Origin of the sequence: Streptomyces sp. 796.1, from assembly GCF_047525675.1 — a bacterium.
Lineage (GTDB): Bacteria > Actinomycetota > Actinomycetes > Streptomycetales > Streptomycetaceae > Streptomyces.
Genome location: NZ_JBLIWA010000001.1, coordinates 192,017 through 208,015 on the forward strand (window position 1 = coordinate 192,017; position 15,999 = coordinate 208,015).

Annotated in this window: 9 protein-coding genes; 1 reads left to right on the top strand and 8 read right to left on the bottom strand. The window is 72.7% G+C overall.

Going from position 1 to position 15,999, the window contains the following annotated elements; translation table 11 throughout:
- Positions 1–11 precede the first annotated feature (11 nt).
- The 8 genes from ACMA1D_RS00730 to ACMA1D_RS00765 all read right to left on the bottom strand — a co-directional run bounded on the left by ACMA1D_RS00730 (position 12) and on the right by ACMA1D_RS00765 (position 13,274).
- Positions 12–1,964 (bottom strand): alginate lyase family protein, encoded by a 1,953-nt coding sequence (locus ACMA1D_RS00730; RefSeq protein ID WP_414721977.1) that lies wholly within the window; start codon positions 1,962–1,964, stop codon positions 12–14.
- 2 nt (positions 1,965–1,966) lie between these two features.
- Positions 1,967–4,171 (bottom strand): bi-domain-containing oxidoreductase, encoded by a 2,205-nt coding sequence (locus tag ACMA1D_RS00735; RefSeq protein ID WP_414721848.1) that lies wholly within the window; start codon positions 4,169–4,171, stop codon positions 1,967–1,969.
- Between the two features lie 25 nt (positions 4,172–4,196).
- Entirely contained in the window at positions 4,197–6,125 is a 1,929-nt protein-coding gene (asnB, locus tag ACMA1D_RS00740; protein WP_414721849.1) for an asparagine synthase (glutamine-hydrolyzing), read from the bottom strand.
- Between the two features lie 3 nt (positions 6,126–6,128).
- Entirely contained in the window at positions 6,129–7,655 is a 1,527-nt protein-coding gene (locus ACMA1D_RS00745) for a Wzz/FepE/Etk N-terminal domain-containing protein (protein WP_414721978.1), read from the bottom strand.
- Positions 7,656–7,744: 89 nt separating this feature from the next.
- Positions 7,745–9,136, bottom strand: coding sequence for a Wzz/FepE/Etk N-terminal domain-containing protein (locus ACMA1D_RS00750; protein WP_414721850.1), 1,392 nt, complete (start codon positions 9,134–9,136; stop codon positions 7,745–7,747).
- Positions 9,133–10,416, bottom strand: coding sequence for a glycosyltransferase family 4 protein (locus ACMA1D_RS00755; RefSeq protein ID WP_414721851.1), 1,284 nt, complete (start codon positions 10,414–10,416; stop codon positions 9,133–9,135). The genes ACMA1D_RS00750 and ACMA1D_RS00755 overlap by 4 nt, the downstream gene beginning before the upstream one ends.
- Positions 10,406–11,722 carry a nucleotide sugar dehydrogenase gene (locus ACMA1D_RS00760; protein ID WP_414721852.1) on the bottom strand — a complete coding sequence of 439 codons (1,317 nt, stop codon included), beginning with the start codon at positions 11,720–11,722 and terminating at the stop codon, positions 10,406–10,408. Before ACMA1D_RS00760 ends, ACMA1D_RS00755 begins: the two co-directional genes overlap by 11 nt.
- A 73-nt stretch (positions 11,723–11,795) precedes the next feature.
- The gene (locus ACMA1D_RS00765) at positions 11,796–13,274 is read right to left on the bottom strand and encodes a sugar transferase (protein WP_414721853.1); all 1,479 of its coding nucleotides are present in this window, start codon (positions 13,272–13,274) and stop codon (positions 11,796–11,798) included.
- Positions 13,275–14,311: 1,037 nt separating this feature from the next.
- On the opposite strand from ACMA1D_RS00765, the gene ACMA1D_RS00770 reads away from it, so the two are divergent.
- The gene (locus ACMA1D_RS00770; protein WP_414721854.1) at positions 14,312–15,922 is read left to right on the top strand and encodes an alkaline phosphatase D family protein; all 1,611 of its coding nucleotides are present in this window, start codon (positions 14,312–14,314) and stop codon (positions 15,920–15,922) included.
- Positions 15,923–15,999 lie beyond the last annotated feature (77 nt).

A 15,999-nucleotide genomic window follows, 5' to 3' on the forward strand; every position in this document is an offset into this window, starting at 1 on the left:
CAACTCTCCCCCTAGTCACGGAACTTGAGTACGGTGCTGAACCCCTGCCCGCCGCCGGCCAGGCCGGTGCCGACCAGCGTGGTGCTGGGCTCCTTGCGGCCGAAGCCGGCCGAGTACCAGCCGAGCGGCGGATCGCTCGCCCCGCGGTGCGCCCGCCACGCCAACTGGTCGGGCAGCTCAAGGACGGCCGAGCGGTCCTCGCCGTCCCGGGACCAGGCCAGCTCGGCCCGGCCGCCCGTCAGCTCCACGGCGACCGCGGGCCCGAGGTGGAAGGCGAGACGGGCCGCGAGGACCGGCCCGCGCACCTCGTCCACGATGCGCAACTGCCGGCTGGACGCGGTCAGTTCAACCCGGCGGCGGTGGACGACACCCTCGTACCCGTCGTGTTCGGCGGACCAGTAGGCCACCCCGTTCCCCTCCGGGACCGCGGCCAGCACCCGGCTGCGGGCCTGCCGGGTCCACAGGAACGGGCCGCCGGACACCGACTGGTCGGCGCCGCCGAGCTCCAACGTGTTGTGTCCGATGGTGGACCGGAAGTACTGCCGCCACTCCGGCTGCCCGTGGTAGCAGAAGGTGCCCGGGTCGGCGAGCACGTCGACCCCCTCGTGCCGCACCTCGACCGAGAGGGCGTCCGCGTGCGCGTGCGCGGCGATCGACAGGAAGCCGTGCGGGCCGCCGTCGCACCGGCACCAGATGCCGCCCGGGCCGCGCAGCACGGTCAGCCCCGCATCCGCGAAGTGCGCCGGCCGACTCGCCGGGCGCGCCACCGTGAGGCCGCCGCCGCGCGCCGCGTACGGCCTGATCAGCGCGGCCAGCAGCGGTGTGCGCACATCGCTGCCCGGCACGTTCGGCCACCAGTCGAGCCGGCCGAACACGGCGTCCCCGGTGGCCAGCAGCGAGCCCCAGCGGTCGGTTCCCGCGCCGTCCACCACCAGCCCGTGCCCGTCGTCCGCGTCACCCTGCCGCGGCGGCCTGAGCCGGTCGTCCACCACGGCCGCCAGCGCATCGGTCATCCGCAGCAGCACCAGCCGCAGGTCCGCCGTGACCGGCACCCCGGCGGCGTCCGCCTCGGCCAGCGCGGCCAGACCGAGCTCCAGGACCAGCCCGTGGTACTCGGTCGCCAACTCCCGGTTGAGACCGGATGGAAAGGTGTTGCTGCGCAACTGCTGCGCCAGCGAGCGCAGCGCCTCGGCCCGCCAGCGCGCCGAACTCGGGAACCAACCGAACGCGCACGCCGCTGCGGCCTGCCCCGCCGTCTCGGCGATGACGTGGTTGTTCGCCGAAGAGCCACGGCTCGGGAAGGCGGCCAGCCAACGCTGGTGGTACCAGACCTGCCGGCGCGCCTGCGGGTTCTCCTCGAACAGCGCGGCGGCCCCCGGCCAGCCGTCCAACAGCCGGCGCACCCACACCCAGGACAGCAGCCTGATGCCGAGCTCGATGCCGCTGACCCAGTGCACCGAGCGCAGCGGCGGGTTCGCCGCCCACCACGAGCGCAGGTGCGCCGCGACCCGCTCGGCGTACCGCTCGTCGCCGGTGAGCGCGTACGCCGCGGCGAGCACGGTCAGGTGGTGGTGCCGGGACGGCTCCCAGATCTGCTTGATGTCACCGACCGCGTCCTCACTGCGGTACGGCACGTCGAAGGCGTACCCGGCGGGCGCCCGGCGGCCGGTCTTCGGGTCGTACGACCAGTCAGGGTCGACGAGGTCATCGCGCGCCACCCCGAAGTACTCCGCGTGCCCGGCCAGCAGTTCGTCCGCCGTGGCGACCAGCCGCTTCGCCGCGTCCGGCGCCACCGCGGCCAACGCCCCGGCGGGCAGCGCCGCGGTGAAGCGGGCACCGGTCACCTCGGGGGCGGCCGGCAGCGCGGTGCGCCACCGGCGGCGGCGCACCGCGTCCGCGACCCGGCCGCCGATCTCCTGCGGCCCCATCCGGGACAGCCGCCGCAGGTACCAGCCCGTGCCCATGCTCACTGCGCCCTCGCCAACGCCACCGGCGCACCGGCGACCAGACTGGCCCGCACCGCGAGGGTGGCCGCCGTCGTCGCGGCCAGCGACTCCACCGGGACCGGCATCGGCCCGCCGCTGCGCACCGCCGCCAAGAACGCGTTCACCTCGGCACGCTGCCCCTTGTCCCTGGCCTTGGGCAGCCGCGAGCTGACCCACCGCTTGCGGCCGTAGACCGAGGCCCGGACGAAGTCGTCAAGACGCAGCGCCCGGCCGTCGGCGATCAGGTCCAGGGTCTCCTTGGGGAAGCTGCCGGGCCCCGAGGTGAGATAGCTGAGGGTGGCCGTCGAGCCGCCCGGGTAGCGCAGCAACACCTGGAGGTCCTCGGTGCCGGGGGCGGTCAGCGCGTACACCGACAGCGGGTCGGCGCCCAGCAGCCAGCTCACCGTGTCGATGAAGTGCCCGCCCTCACCGACGAACCGGGAGCCCTCGGTGTCCTGCTTGAGGTACCAACTGCCGTGCTCCAGGCGGCCCGCGTTGACCAGGTAGCGGACGCTGGCCGGGCCGCTGCGCGCGCCGAACTGCTTCCTGGCCTCGCGCAGCAGCGGCGCGAAGCGCCGGTTGAAGCCCACCTGGAGCCGGTCGTTCCCGGACTCCTCCACCGCGGCGAGGACCGCGGCGAGCTCGCCCTCGGTCAGCGCCAACGGCTTCTCCACGAACACCGCCTTGCCGGCGAGCAGCGCCCGCCGGGTGAGCTCCGCGTGCGAGCTGTGCCGGGTGACGACGAACACCGCATCGATCGCCGGGTCGTCCAGCGCCGCGTCCAGGTCGGTGCCGGCCTGGGCGAAGCCGAACTTGCGCTGCGCGTTGGCGCCCGACAGCGCGGTGGTGGTCACCACCTGCGCGAGCGTGACGTCCTCCCGCTCGGCCAGGTGCGGCAGCAGCATCGAGGTGGCGTAGTTGCCCGCGCCGACGAACGCCACCCGCACCGGCCCCCCGCGCCGGGTGGGCGCGGCCCCTGCGGCCGGGTCGTCGGCGCGCCGCACCGCCGGCACCGTCACCTTCGGCTCCTGCGCGGCCTGCGCCCCGGCGGCCTCCGCCGGCCGGTCCGGGTACGCGAAGAGCACGGCCACGGCCTTCAGCTCGCCGTCCTTCAGGCGCTGGTAGGTGCCGACGGCGTCCGCGAAGTCGGCGACGTGCGAGACCAGCGGCTCCACGTCGACGCTGCCGCGGGCCATCAGATCGAGGAAGCAGGCCAGATTGCGGCGCTCGGTCCAGCGCACGTAGCCGATCGGGTAGTCCCGGCCCTCCAACTCGTACTCCGGGTCGTAGCGCCCGGGCCCGTAGCTGCGCGAGAACCGGACGTCGAGCTCCTTCTCGTAGTACGCGTTCCACGGCAGGTCGAGGCGGCACTTGCCGATGTCGACGACCCGGCCGCGGTCCCGGCTCAGCCGGGCGGCCAGTTCGACGGGCTCGTTGCTGCCGCCGCCGGCCGCCAGGTACACCTGGTCCACGCCGTGTCCGTCGGTGAGCTCGGCGACCGAGCTGACCACGCTCGCCGACCCCGGATCGCCGCAGGCCACGGCGCCGAGCCCGGCGGCGAGCTCGCAGCGTGCCGGGTCCGGGTCGACGCCGATGACGCGCACCCCCGCCGCGGCGAGCAGTTGCACCACCACCTGCCCGATCAGCCCGAGACCGATGACCAGCGCCACGTCACCCAACTGCGGCTCGCCGCGGCGCACGCCCTGCATGGCGATCGACCCGACGGTGCCGAACGCCGCGTGCCGCGCCGCCAGCCCTTCCGGCACCGGGGCGTAGAGGTTCTTGGGAACCCAGTTCACCTCGGCGTGCAGCGCGTGCTCGTTGCCCGCACAGGCCACCAGGTCGCCGACCTTCACCTCGTCGATCCCGGCCCCGACCTGCTCGACCACCCCGCACAGCGAGTAGCCGAGCGGCGTGTACGAGTCGAGCTTGCCCATCACCTTGCGGTAGGTGGCCGGAACCCCGTTGGTGGCCACGCTCTGCATGACCTTGGCCACCTGGTCGGGGCGCGAACGGGCCTTGCCCAGCATCGACATGCCGGCCTCGGACACCTTCATGAGCTCGGTCCCGGTGGAGATCAGCGAATAGGCGCTGCGGACCAGCACACCGCCCGGCTTGCACCCCGGCACCGGCACGTCGAGCAGCGCCAGTTCACCGCTCTTGTAGTTCTGCACAACCTGCTTCACCCGAGCTCCTCTTCCATCCTCACGGTCAGGCCGCCCGGCTCTGGCCGGAGCCAGAGGTCGCGCCGCGGTACCAGTACTCAAGGGTCAGTACGTGCCACAGATGCTTGGAGTAGTCCCGCTGCCCGGCGGCGTCCGCCGCCACCATCCGGGCCAGCGCCTCACGGCGCAGGAACCCGGACCGTACGAGCACACCGTCGTGCACCACCTCGCGCACCAGCGGCGCCAGGTCCCGGCTCATCCAGGCCCGCAGCGGGGCGCTGAACAGGCCCTTGGGCCGGTACACGATCTCCTTGGGCAGGATCGAGGTGGCCGCCTCCTTGAGCACGGCCTTCCCCTGCCGGCCGACGATCTTGCGGCTGCCCGGCACCGCGAACGCCGCCTTCACCACCTCCACGTCCACGTACGGCACCCGCACCTCGGTGGAGGCGGCCATGCTGGAACGGTCGGTGTAGGCGAGGTTGAGGCCCGGCAGGAACAGCCGCGCATCGCCCAGGCACATCCGGTTGACGAAGTCGTCCAGGTCGTTGTCCCGGTAGACCTCCGCGTGTTCGCCGAGCACCTCGTCCACCGTGCCGGCCACCTCGGGGTCCACCAGGCCGAGCAGCTCGTCCCGGTCGTACATGGTGTAGCTGCGCCGGAACGCCGTCTCTTCCGGCAGCTCCGCGAAGGACAGGAACCGCTTCGCGAACCGCACCGACCGGTAGCCCCGGCGGGCGGAGGCCACCGGCAGCCGGTCCACCGCCCGGAACAGGCCGCGCCGCACCGGCCGCGGCACGCGCTGGTAGCGCAGCGCCAACACGTTGGCCAGGTGCTTGCGGTAGCCGGCGAACAGTTCGTCCGCGCCCATCCCCGACAGCATCACCTTCACCCCGGCCTCCCGGGCGGCCGAGCAGATCAGGTACGTGTTGATCGCGGCCGGGTCGCCGATCGGCTCGTCCAGGTGGTACGTCATCCGCGGCAGCAGGTCCAGCACGTCGGGGGCGATCTCGATCTCCCGCAGGTCAACCCCGAACTGCTCGGCGACCCGGCGTGCGTACCGCAGGTCGTCCGGCATCGCCTCGAACCTGGCGTCCTCGGCGCGGAAGCCGATCGTGTACGCGGCGATCCCGGGCCGCTCCCGGGCGGCCAGCGCGGTCAGGTAGCTGGAGTCCAGGCCGCCGGAGAGGAAGGTGGCCACCGGCACGTCCGAGATCAGGTGCCGCCGGTTCGACTCCTCGATGACCGCCGCCAGGTCCGGCTGTCGGCCGCTGCGGGCCAGCTCCCGCCCCTCGGCGGCCACCTCCCGCAGGCTCCAGTACTGGCCGCGCTCCACCCGCCCGTCCGGCCGGCACCGCAGCCAACTGCCCGGCGGCAGCTTCTCCGCCTCCCGGAACGCACAGCGCGTATCGGGCACCCAGTAGTAGAGCAGCGAGGCGACCAGCGCCGCATGGTCCACCTGCAACGATCCGCCACCCACCGCGGCCAGCGCCTTCAGCTCGGAGGCGAAGACCAGGCCGGCGCCGCGCCGCAGCAGGAACAGCGGCTTGACGCCGAGCTGGTCGCGGGCGAGCACCAACTCGCCGGTGCGCTCGTCGAAGACGGCGAACGCGAACATGCCGCGCAGCCGCGGCAGGCAGTCGGTGCCCCAGCGCCGCCACGCCTCAAGCAGCACCTCGGTGTCCGAGCTGCCCCGGAAGCGCACCCCACAGGCCGTCAACTCGGCCCGCAGATCGGGTGCGTTGTACAGCTCGCCGTTGTACGTGAGGGCCAGCCCGCCGGAGACCATCGGCTGGGCTCCGGTCTCGGACAGGTCCACCACGGCCAGCCTGCGGTGCCCGAGGTGGACCTCGCCGTCACCGACGGGGTGGCTGTAGCGCCCCGTGCCGTCCGGGCCGCGGTGGGCGATGACCTCGGTCAGCCGGTCGGTCACGGCCTTCCCGTCCGGCCACCGGTACGTGCCTGCGATGCCACACATCTGCTACCGCGCCTCCTGATCGCTGTCCGGGACCCGCGCGGCCGGCAGCGGCGACCGCTCCGCCCGCTGCTGGCCCGCGCCGTTCTGCCGGGCCAGCCGTCTGGCCGCCAGCCGGTCCCGCTCGCTCTCCCTGGCCAGCCGCTCGCCGTGGCCGCGCAGCGCGGTGTGCAGCCCGTCCCACAGCGTTCCGTCGGTCCGATCCCGCGGATCGGGGTCGATCAACACCACCCCCAGCACCGGAACGTGCTGGTCGGCGAGTTGCCGCGCGACGTTGTGCAGCCAGGCCGAACTGCCGTGCCCGGCCCGTACGACCAGCACCGCCTGCGCGCCGAGGTGACCCAGATCGGTCCACGCCGTGCCCGGCGCGAGGGAACCGACGCCGAGCCTGCACCCCTCCTGCGGACCGGCACCGACGGTCGCGGCGCCGACCACGCTCACCCCCGCGGGCGGCTCGCCGCGGGAGAGCCCCGAGCGGGGCAGGCCGTCGACGAGGACCACCGGGCCCCGCTCCGCCAACGCCCCCGCGACGTCGAGGGCGATCGCGCCGGCGCTGTGCGCACAGCCGAGTTCGAGCAGCGACACCGGCTCGCCCGCGCCGCGCACGGTGCGCGTGAGCGTCGCGGTGAGCTGCGCCCTGGCCACCTTTGTACGGCGCCGGCGCCAACGCCCGCCCGCCCAGCGGCGGATGCCCGGCCCCTCCGCGATGACCGATGCGCCCAGGTCCGCCGCGATGTCCCGGCGCAGCACCGGGCGGTCCGCCACCACCGTGGTCACCGCCGCCACCAGCAGGCCCAGCACCAGCCCCAGGACCAGCCCGATCGCCCCCTGCGTGACCAGTGCCTTCGGCAGCGAGTGCGACACCGGGCGCGGTGCGTCCACGATCTGCGTACCGGCGATGAGCCGGGGCGCACCGGTGCGCGCCTCGGCGGCGCGCTGGTCGAAGTCGGCGATCCGCGAGTTGAGTTCGGCCCGGCGGGCGAAGAGCGATTCGACGCTCGCCGCCGCCTTCGGGTCGCCCCCCGGGGTGCGGTTCCCGATCGCCTCGTTGACCTGCGCGAGCTCGCCCCGCATCCGGTCCCGCTGCTGGATCAGGGCGGTCGCCTCGGCCTGCGCGGCCTCCCGGATCCGGCGCACGTGGTCCGCGACGAACGCGTTGGCCAGCGCCCTGGCCCTGGCCACCGCCTCGGCGTCGCTGGCGCCGGTCACCTCGATCTGCATCAGGTTGTTGGTGAGACCCGCCCCCCGGTAGTCAGCCATGAAGTCCTCGGGCCGCTGCGTCGACTTCAGCGCCTGGAGGGCCCGGCTGGCGATCCGGGTGGTCTGGAGGAGCGCGACATCGGTACGGATCAGGGTTCCGGTGTCGTTCGGCTGGTCCTCCCGGTGCGCGATCAGCACCTTGGTCACCGCGGACGGCGGTGGCGGCATGACGACCGCGAGCACCGCGCCGGCCAGCAGCCCGAACAGGGCCAGCGCCGACCACAGCCTGCGCCGTCTGCGTACGGCCACCACCAGCGCCTGGAGGTCGAGCAGGGGAGTGGGTGACGACTGGGCCGGGCTGCCCGTCGAGTGCGGCGTCCCCTGCGCGCCCGTCGTGCCCGTCGCGCCCGTCGTGCTCGTCGTCACGCGGAACCCCCCGGTGCGTCGCCGCCCACGGTGAGGACCAGGGCCTCGTCCGCCGACCGGTCGACCGGGCCCGCCGTGCCCGCCCTGACCAGGCCGGCGACGACGACGCCGACGACCTCGTGGCCACCGTCCGCACACGCCCCGGCGATGCCGCCGAGTTCGGCGGCGGTCCGACTGCCCGCGCTCAGCAGGACCACGGCACCGGCCTCGGTCTCCCGGTCCGGCACCATCGGCTGGTCCACCGCGACCGCCACCACCCGCAGCGCGGGGAGCCCACCGCCCGACGGGCTCCCCTGCGGGGTGCTGGCCGCCTCGGCGACGAGCTGTTCGGCGGCCCGTCCGGCGATCTCATCACCGTCCGGGACGAGCACCAAAACACCGCGGGAGAAGGGCAGTTGATGCTTCAGGCGGGCACACACCCGCCGGTAGCGAAGCCGCCGACTGGCCTCGTCCCCGTACGCGCGCGGGGCCGGCAGGTCCCACCGGGTGTCCACGCCCAGCAGCCGCCGCGCCAGCGCCCGCGGACCCCGGCCCGCCGGCCGGTCGGCGGACCGCTCGGTGGTGGCCACCTCCACGGTGCCGAGCAGCGGGGCGCCGAGCGCCGCGGCGATCTCGGACTCGGTACGCAGCCGGCGCTTGCCCCGCCGGGCGGCGAGCTGCCACACGCTCCCGGCCAGCACGAACAGCAGCGCCCCCACCACCACGAGCTGCACCCGGGTGGGCGGCGTCGCACTGCCGGGGCGGGGCGCGGGGCCCATCACCACCATGCCCGCCTTGTTGGCCGCCGGGTCGACCTCGTCCAACTTCTTCATCGCCTCTTCCAGCGCGGTGCGCAACTTCTCCAGCGCGGTGCGGGCCTGCACGCTCTCCACGGTGCGGCCCGGGTCAGCCGCATCGGCCAGCTCGCTGATGCGCCGGTTGGTCTGCGCCACCTTCTGGCGCAGCGCCTCGGGACCGGTGACCGTGTCCGTGTCGCCACCGGTCAGCCGTGCGGTGAAGGCGACGAACTGTTCGGCGAGCCGGTCCGCGAGCTGCTGCGCGCGTCCCGGGCTCTCGGCCGTGCCCGACACCTTGATGATGTTCCCGTCGGTGGTCTTGGCGCCCACCCGGTCCCGCAGCTCACGGCCGTCGACCCCGCTCCAGTGCAGCGAGTCGGCCACCCGGTCGAGCACCGTCGAACTGGTCGCGATGTGCGCCTGGGTCAGCAGCTCGCGCTGCTCCCACTGGCCCGGCAGCAGCACCGAAGCCGATGCCGTGTAGCGCGGCGGGAACAGCACCGATGCGCCCAGGCCGAGCAGCGCGCCCAGCACGGCCAGCGCGACCAGCAGCCGCCAGCGCCAGCGGAGCATCCGCCCGACGGTGACCAGGCGTATGGTGTCGTCGCTCAACGGCGCGGCCTCTTCACGGCCGGCCGCTTGCGGGCGCGCAGGGCCCCCGCCCCTACCGACTTCCGGGCGCGACCGCGGCAGGCCGCCTCGTACGCGGCGAGCAGCGCGGCCTGCGAGTTCCGCCAGGAGAGCGGGCCGCTGACCCGCTCCTGGCCGATCTTGCCCATCGCCTCCCGCTTCTCCGGATCGTCGAGCAGCAGCGCCACCAGCCCGGCGAAGGCACCCTCGTCGTTGGCGGGCGCGTACAGGGCCGCGTCCCCCGCCGACACCCGCGCCTCCCGCAGGTCGAACGAGACGATCGGCCGGCCCATCGCCATGTACTCCAGCACCTTGTTCATGGTCGACACGTCGTTCAGCGGGTTGTACGGGTCGGGGGAGAGGCACACGTCCGCGGTGGACAGGTAGCGCACCAGATCGGCGTCCGGGATGCGCCCGGTGAACTGCACCTGGTCGCCGAGGCCCAGTTGCCCGGCCAGCCGCACCATCGCGTCGAAGGCGTCGCCCGAGCCGACGAACACCGCGTGCCAGTCCGTCCGCCCGAGGTCGTCACGGAGCTTCGCCAGCGCCCGCAGCGCGTAGTCGACGCCGTCCTGCGGGCCCATCACACCCAGGTAGCACAGCAGGTGGCGCTTGCCGCGCTTGAGCTCGGGCTCGGCCGGCACCTGCGGGAACCGGTCGATCTGGGGCGCGCTGCGCACCACGAACACCTCGTCGGGGCGCCGGCCGCCGCGGCGCACCGCCACCTCCTTGTAGCTCTCGTTGGTGGCCAGTACGACGTCCGCGGCCCGGTACGTCATCCGCTCAAGGGCGCACACCCCCCGGTAGAGGAGGTCCTTGCCGCGGTCGAACCGGGACAGGTACAGCTCGGGCACCAGGTCGTGCTGGTCGAAGACGAACCGCGCGCCGCGCCGCTTGAGCCAGAGCGCCGGCAGGAAGAGCAGGTCGGGCGGGTTACAGGCGTGCACCACGTCGACCGGGCCCACGGTGCGGGCCAGCCTTGCCGTGTGCCAGAGCGCCGAACCGTACTCCCGCAGGTAGCCGGCCGGCCCGCCGGTCGCCGCGCGCAACGGGTAGCGGTGCACCCGTACCCCGTCGATCTCCGCGTACGGCTCGGTGTCCCGTTTGCTGCCGCGCGGGCAGATGACGTCCACCGTCCAGCCCGCGTCGCGCAGCGTCGTGCACTCCTGCCACACCCGCCGGTCGAAGGGCACCGACAGGTTCTCCACCAAGATCAGCGCGCGTCGGTCGGTCCCGGCGCCGCTGGTCGCATTACCAAGCAAGGCCCATGTATCCCGGTTCGGCCCGGCGCGCGTTCGCGTCGGGAAGGTGGACGAGGTCGATGAGGTCGGGCCCGGCACCGCGGGGCAGCTCCGCCAGCACGGCCGGATCGCTGGTCCCCACCAGGCACACCTCGGCGTGGTCGAGGACTTCGGTGACGGAGTCGGCGAGCAGTTGCGCCAGGTGCGGCAGCCGGGTCTCGATGTACTCGCGGTTGGCGCCCAGCAGCCGGGACAGGCTGACGTTGGCGTCGTAGATCCGCAGGTCGTAACCCTTGCCGAAGAGCCGCTCGGCCAGTTCGACGAGCGGGCTCTCGCGCAGGTCGTCGGTGCCGGGCTTGAAGGAGAGGCCGAGCAACCCCACCCGGCGCTTGTCGGCCCGCTCCACGAGTTCGACCGCCCGTTGCAGATGGGCGGAGTTGGACGGCAGTACGTGGGAGAGGATCGGCACCGAGACGTCCGCCCGCTGCGCCGCGTGCACCAGGCTGCGCAGGTCCTTGGGCAGGCAGGAGCCGCCGAAGGCGAAGCCGGGGCGCAGATAGGCGGGGCTGATGTTCAGCTTCCGGTCGGCTAAGAACACGTCGATCACCTGGTGCGAGTCGACCCCGAGGGCCTGGCACACCGCACCGAGCTCGTTGGCGAAGCCGATCTTCAAGCCGTGGAAGGCGTTGTCCGCGTACTTGATCGCCTCGGCCGTCGGCACCGGCACCCGGAACACCTCGCCGGGCAGCCCGGCGTAGAGCGCGGCGACCGCGTCCCCGCTGGCCGCGTCGAGCTCGCCGATGACGGTCTTGGGCGGGTCGAAGAAGTCCCGGACGCTGGTGCCCTCGCGCAGGAACTCCGGGTTGACCGCCACCCCGACGTCCACGCCGGCCGTGCCACCCACGTACTTCTCCAGGATCGGCAGCAGCAGGTTCAGGCAGGTGCCGGGGAGCATGGTGCTGCGGAACACGACGGTGTGCCGTCCGCCCCGCTCGGCCAGCGCCGCGCCGATCTCCTCGGTCACCCGCTCCAGGTAGGTGGTGCACAGGCTGCCGTTGGGCTCCGACGGCGTGCCGACGCAGACCAGGGACACCTCGCTGTCCGCGATCGCCTCGCGCACCTCCCGGGTGGCGCGCAGCGCACCGCTGCCCACCACCTCGGCGATGAGCTCACCGATCCGCTCCTCCACCACCGGCGCCTTGCCGTCGTTGACCAGGTCCACCTTCACCTGGTTCACGTCCACGCCGATGACCTGGTGTCCCAGGCTGGCCAGGCACGCGGCCGACACGCAGCCCACGTAGCCGAGCCCGAAAACGCTGACCTTCATGACCTGTCTCTCCCCCCAGGCAGGCCCGACGGGCCTGCGGTTCGCACGCCGGCCGGACCACGACCGCCGCGCATCAGTAGGCCCCCTGCCCGTGCAGCACCGCACGCAGCGTCTTCCACAAGATCACCGTGTCCAGGGCGAGCGACCAGTCCTCCACGTACCGCAGGTCGAGGCGGACCGCCTCCTCCCACGGCAGGTCGCTGCGCCCGCTGATCTGCCACAGCCCGGTGAGCCCCGGCTTGACCAGCAGGCGCCGCCGGATGTCCGGGCCGTACGCGGCGGACTCCTCGGGCAGCGGGGGCCGCGGGCCGACGAGCGACATCGACCCGGTGAGGACGTTGACGAGCTGTGGCAGCTCGTCGATGGAGTAGCGGCGCAAGACCGTGCCCACCCGGGTCACCCGCGGGTCCCGGCGGAGCTTGAACAGCAGCCCCGCGCCCTCGTTGCGGTCGGCCAGCTCGGCCCTGGCCCGGTCGGCCCCGGCGACCATGGTGCGGAACTTGTACAGCGTGAACTCGCGGCCGTCCTTGCCGACCCTGCGCTGCCGGTACAGCGCCCCGCCGCGACTGTCAGCCACCACGAGCAGCGCGACGACCAGCATCAACGGGGCGAACAGCAGCAGCAGGAGCGCCGAGCCGAGCCGGTCGACGACCTCCTTGACCACCCGCCGGCCCCCGGTGAAGGCCGGCATGCTGACCCGTAGCAGCGGCAGCCCGAGCACCGTGTCGACGTGCAGCCGCGGGCCGGCCACCTCCATCAGCACCGGGGCCACGACCATGTCGGCGTCGCTGCCCTCCAGGTTCCAGGCCAGCCGTTGCAGCCGGTCAGGTGACCAGTGCGGGTCCGGGGTGAGGGCGACGACGCGGTAGCCGTCGCGGTGGACGTGGCTGGCGACGTCCGTGAGCTGGCCGATCACCGGCACCCCGGCCACCTCGTCACCGTCCTGCCCGTGCCCGTCGGTGGTGCAGACCGCCTCCACCCGCCAGCCCAGGTGCGGGAACTTACGGGTACGGGTGATGAGGTCGTGCACGGTGGCCACGCTGCCGGCCGCGAGCACCGGCCGCAGGCACCGCCCCTCCTTCCGCTGTTTGTGCAGCCACAGCCGCAGCAGATAGCGCGCGGTGATGGTGGTGAGCGCGATCGCCGGCACCGCGACGAAGATCCAGAGCTTGATGTTGTGCGAGGTCAGGGCGATGCCGCCGAGGGCGAGGACGACGGTCGCCAGAAACAGCGAGCGTCCCAGCCGGCGGAACTCCTCGGCACCCTGACCCAGTACGGCCGGCGCCCACGATCGGCTCACCGCCAGGGCCGCCAGCACCAGCAGTTCGGTGCCGAAGGCGAGGATGCCCCATTTCTCGTGCCAGTTGGCGGCGTCCCTGGCCCCGAAGAAGTTGCCGATGGACGCCACGACGAGGGCGGTGGCCACGGCGTCGCTGACGATCACGGTGCGCCGGTACCGCTGTTCCCACTCGATCGCGGGTTGGCCCGTCGGCCCGTTCGCCAGGTGCCCGTGCGCTGAAGCAAACGGGCTGGCTAATTCCCCCTGCTGCACAGAACCCCCCCAGGTCCCCAAAGGTTGGACGTGCTCGTCTCAGACCGTTCCGCTCGCAGGGGGCCCCGGCCCCCTGCGCCGCACCGTTCCTCTCCCCGGGGACCGCGCCCCCGCCCATGGCATATCGGCACTTTCATGAGCAAAGTGGAAAAACTGCCCTTGGTGATGGCGCACCTGACTGCCCCACCAGACATGTCGATCGAGGTGCGTGGTGACCCAGCCGCAACCCGGGTGCTCCCCACACCCGGACCCCCCGCGGGTCCCAGGAAGTGCTCCCCCGGCAGTCAGCGCCGAGGGTGTGTCGTCAAAAGTTCAAGGCACGGGACCAATAGATCATTCTGGTCGCCTCGTGTTCGAACCGCTGAAGCACGGTCAATCTAGACCATCGACGCCGAGATGGAGAGGGTATGTGTGCGACTTGTGCTCAAGTTTTGAAAGCGAAGTCACCTTCCGTTGACCGGAGATGGGGCCCCTGAGGGTAGGGGCAGCCCGTGTGACCTGTGCTGACGGATGTTTCTCGGGTGGCGACACCCACCCCCCGGATGCCTCCCCGTACGCGCCGCCCGGCTGCCCTCGGCACTCGCGGACGCCGGCCGGCGGGAGCATCGTGGCCGAGCGCGGGGACGCCGGCCAACCCCCCGGAGCCGCCGACACTCCGGGACGCCAAGATCCAAGCGGCCGAAAACCATGGGACCCAGCCGGTGGGCTCAACATCGCCCCAGGTCAGAGGCGTTACCGCAGGTGAGCTGGCCGGCAAGATAGGCGTGAAAATGCTCATAAGGGCGAGGTGAACTGGGCACACTGGTTTGAACTACCCTCACGTCCGCTGTAGTTCGCACCACCGTGGCCAACTGGAGTCCTCCTCCTCCCACCCGCGCAACCTGCCGCCGTGATCGTGGGCCCGTCCGTCGGCGGTACGGAAAACCGTAGGGACGCACACGCGTGAACAGGTGACTCTCCGTACCGGAACCTGGCGGCGCCGTGCGTCCCGACGCCCCCCCGCCGACCACCCCCGTGATCGAAAGGGACCCCCTCCCATGGACATCAGCAGACGCCGCCTGATCGGCGCCGCAGGCGTGACCGGCGCGACACTCGGCCTGTTCAGCGCCGGTCTGAGCACCGGCTCGGCCTGGGCCGCACCGCGCTACAAGGACGACCCGTACCGCCTCGGCGTGGCCTCCGGCGACCCGACCCCCGACGGCTTCGTCCTGTGGACCCGCCTCGCGCCCGACCCGCTGGCCGTGGACAGCCGCGGCGGCATGCCTGAACGCAAGGTTGCCGTCGAGTGGCAGGTGGCCACCGACGAGCGGTTCCGTCACATCGTCCGCTTCGGCTTCGCCTGGGCCGTACCCGAACTCGCGCACTCCGTCCACGCGGAGGTCCACGGACTGCGCCCCGGACGTGAGTACTTCTACCGATTCCGCACCGGCGGCGCGATCAGCCCGGTCGGCCGCGCCCGCACCGCCCCGGCCCCCTTCGGCCCTGGCTGGTCGAACGACGTGAAGTTCGCCTTCGCCTCCTGCCAGTGCTGGTACGAGGGCTTCTACACGGCCTACCGGCACATGGCCAACGAGGACCTGGACTTCGTCGCCTTCCTCGGCGACTACCTGTACGAGGGCGGCGTGGGCGCCAACGCCGGTGTCCGCAACATGCAGTTGGACGAGTCGTACCAGCGCGAGACGTACACCCTCTCCGAGTACCGCAACCGCTACGCCCTCACCAAGCTGGACGCCGACCTCCAGGCCGCGCACGCCGCCTTCGCCTGGATCGTCACCTGGGACGACCACGAGATCGAGAACAACTGGGCCGGCGACATCGCCCAGGTCGACAAGGACGGCTTCCCCGACGACGACATCGCCTCCTTCCGGGCCCGCAAGGCGCGCGCCGCGCAGGCGTACTACGAGCACCAGCCGCTGCGCCTGCCGCAGAAGCCGCGCGGCGACCGGATGCGCCTGTACCGGCGGTTGAACTTCGGCTCCGTCCTCGACCTGCACGTCGTGGACACCCGCTCCTACCGCGACGACCAGGTCGGAGGCGACGGCACCAAGCCCGGCTACGACAAGGAGCGGCGCGAGAAGTCCCGCACCATCCTCGGCGCCCAGCAGGAGCGCTGGCTGCTGAACGGCGCCGGCCGGTCGCACGCGACCTGGAACGTGCTCGCCAACCAGACCCTCGTCTCCCAGGTTGACCAGGACCCGAACCCCGACGTCCTCTCCTCGGGCCTGGACATGTGGGACGGTTACACGGCCGCCCGCGACCGGCTGCTCACCGGCTTCTACCGGCGGGGTGTGAACAACCCGGTGATCCTCACCGGCGACATCCACCGCAGTGTGGTCTCCGACCTCAAGCTGGACTTCGACGACCCGAAGTCACCCACCGTCGGCACGGAGTTCGCCGGTACGTCCATCTCCTCGGGCAAGGACGGCGCCGCGATGGACAAGGTGGGTTACAACTGGATGACCGAGGGCGTCAACCCGCACCTGAAGTGGCACAACGCCCAGCGCGGCTACACCCGCGTCCAGCTCAACCACCGTGAGCTGCGCGCCGACTACCGCGTCCTGCCGTACGTGACCAAGCCGGACGCCCCGGTGGAGACCGCCGCGTCCTTCCGGGTCAAGGCGGGCCGCCCCGGCGCCCAGCAGATCTGACCCGAAGCGGGCGACGACGCTACGCCGCGGGGTGGCCCCCGCGGGCCAGCGTGGCGTGTGGGACCGGTGCCGTACCG

Bases quoted from the DNA above. Each gene is read 5' to 3' on its own strand.
- ACMA1D_RS00770 (WP_414721854.1), top strand. From the start codon at position 14,312: ATGGACATCAGCAGACGCCGCCTGATCGGCGCCGCAGGCGTGACCGGC.
- ACMA1D_RS00730 (WP_414721977.1), bottom strand. From the start codon at position 1,964: ATGGGCACGGGCTGGTACCTGCGGCGGCTGTCCCGGATGGGGCCGCAG.
- asnB (WP_414721849.1), bottom strand. From the start codon at position 6,125: ATGTGTGGCATCGCAGGCACGTACCGGTGGCCGGACGGGAAGGCCGTG.
- ACMA1D_RS00760 (WP_414721852.1), bottom strand. From the start codon at position 11,722: ATGAAGGTCAGCGTTTTCGGGCTCGGCTACGTGGGCTGCGTGTCGGCC.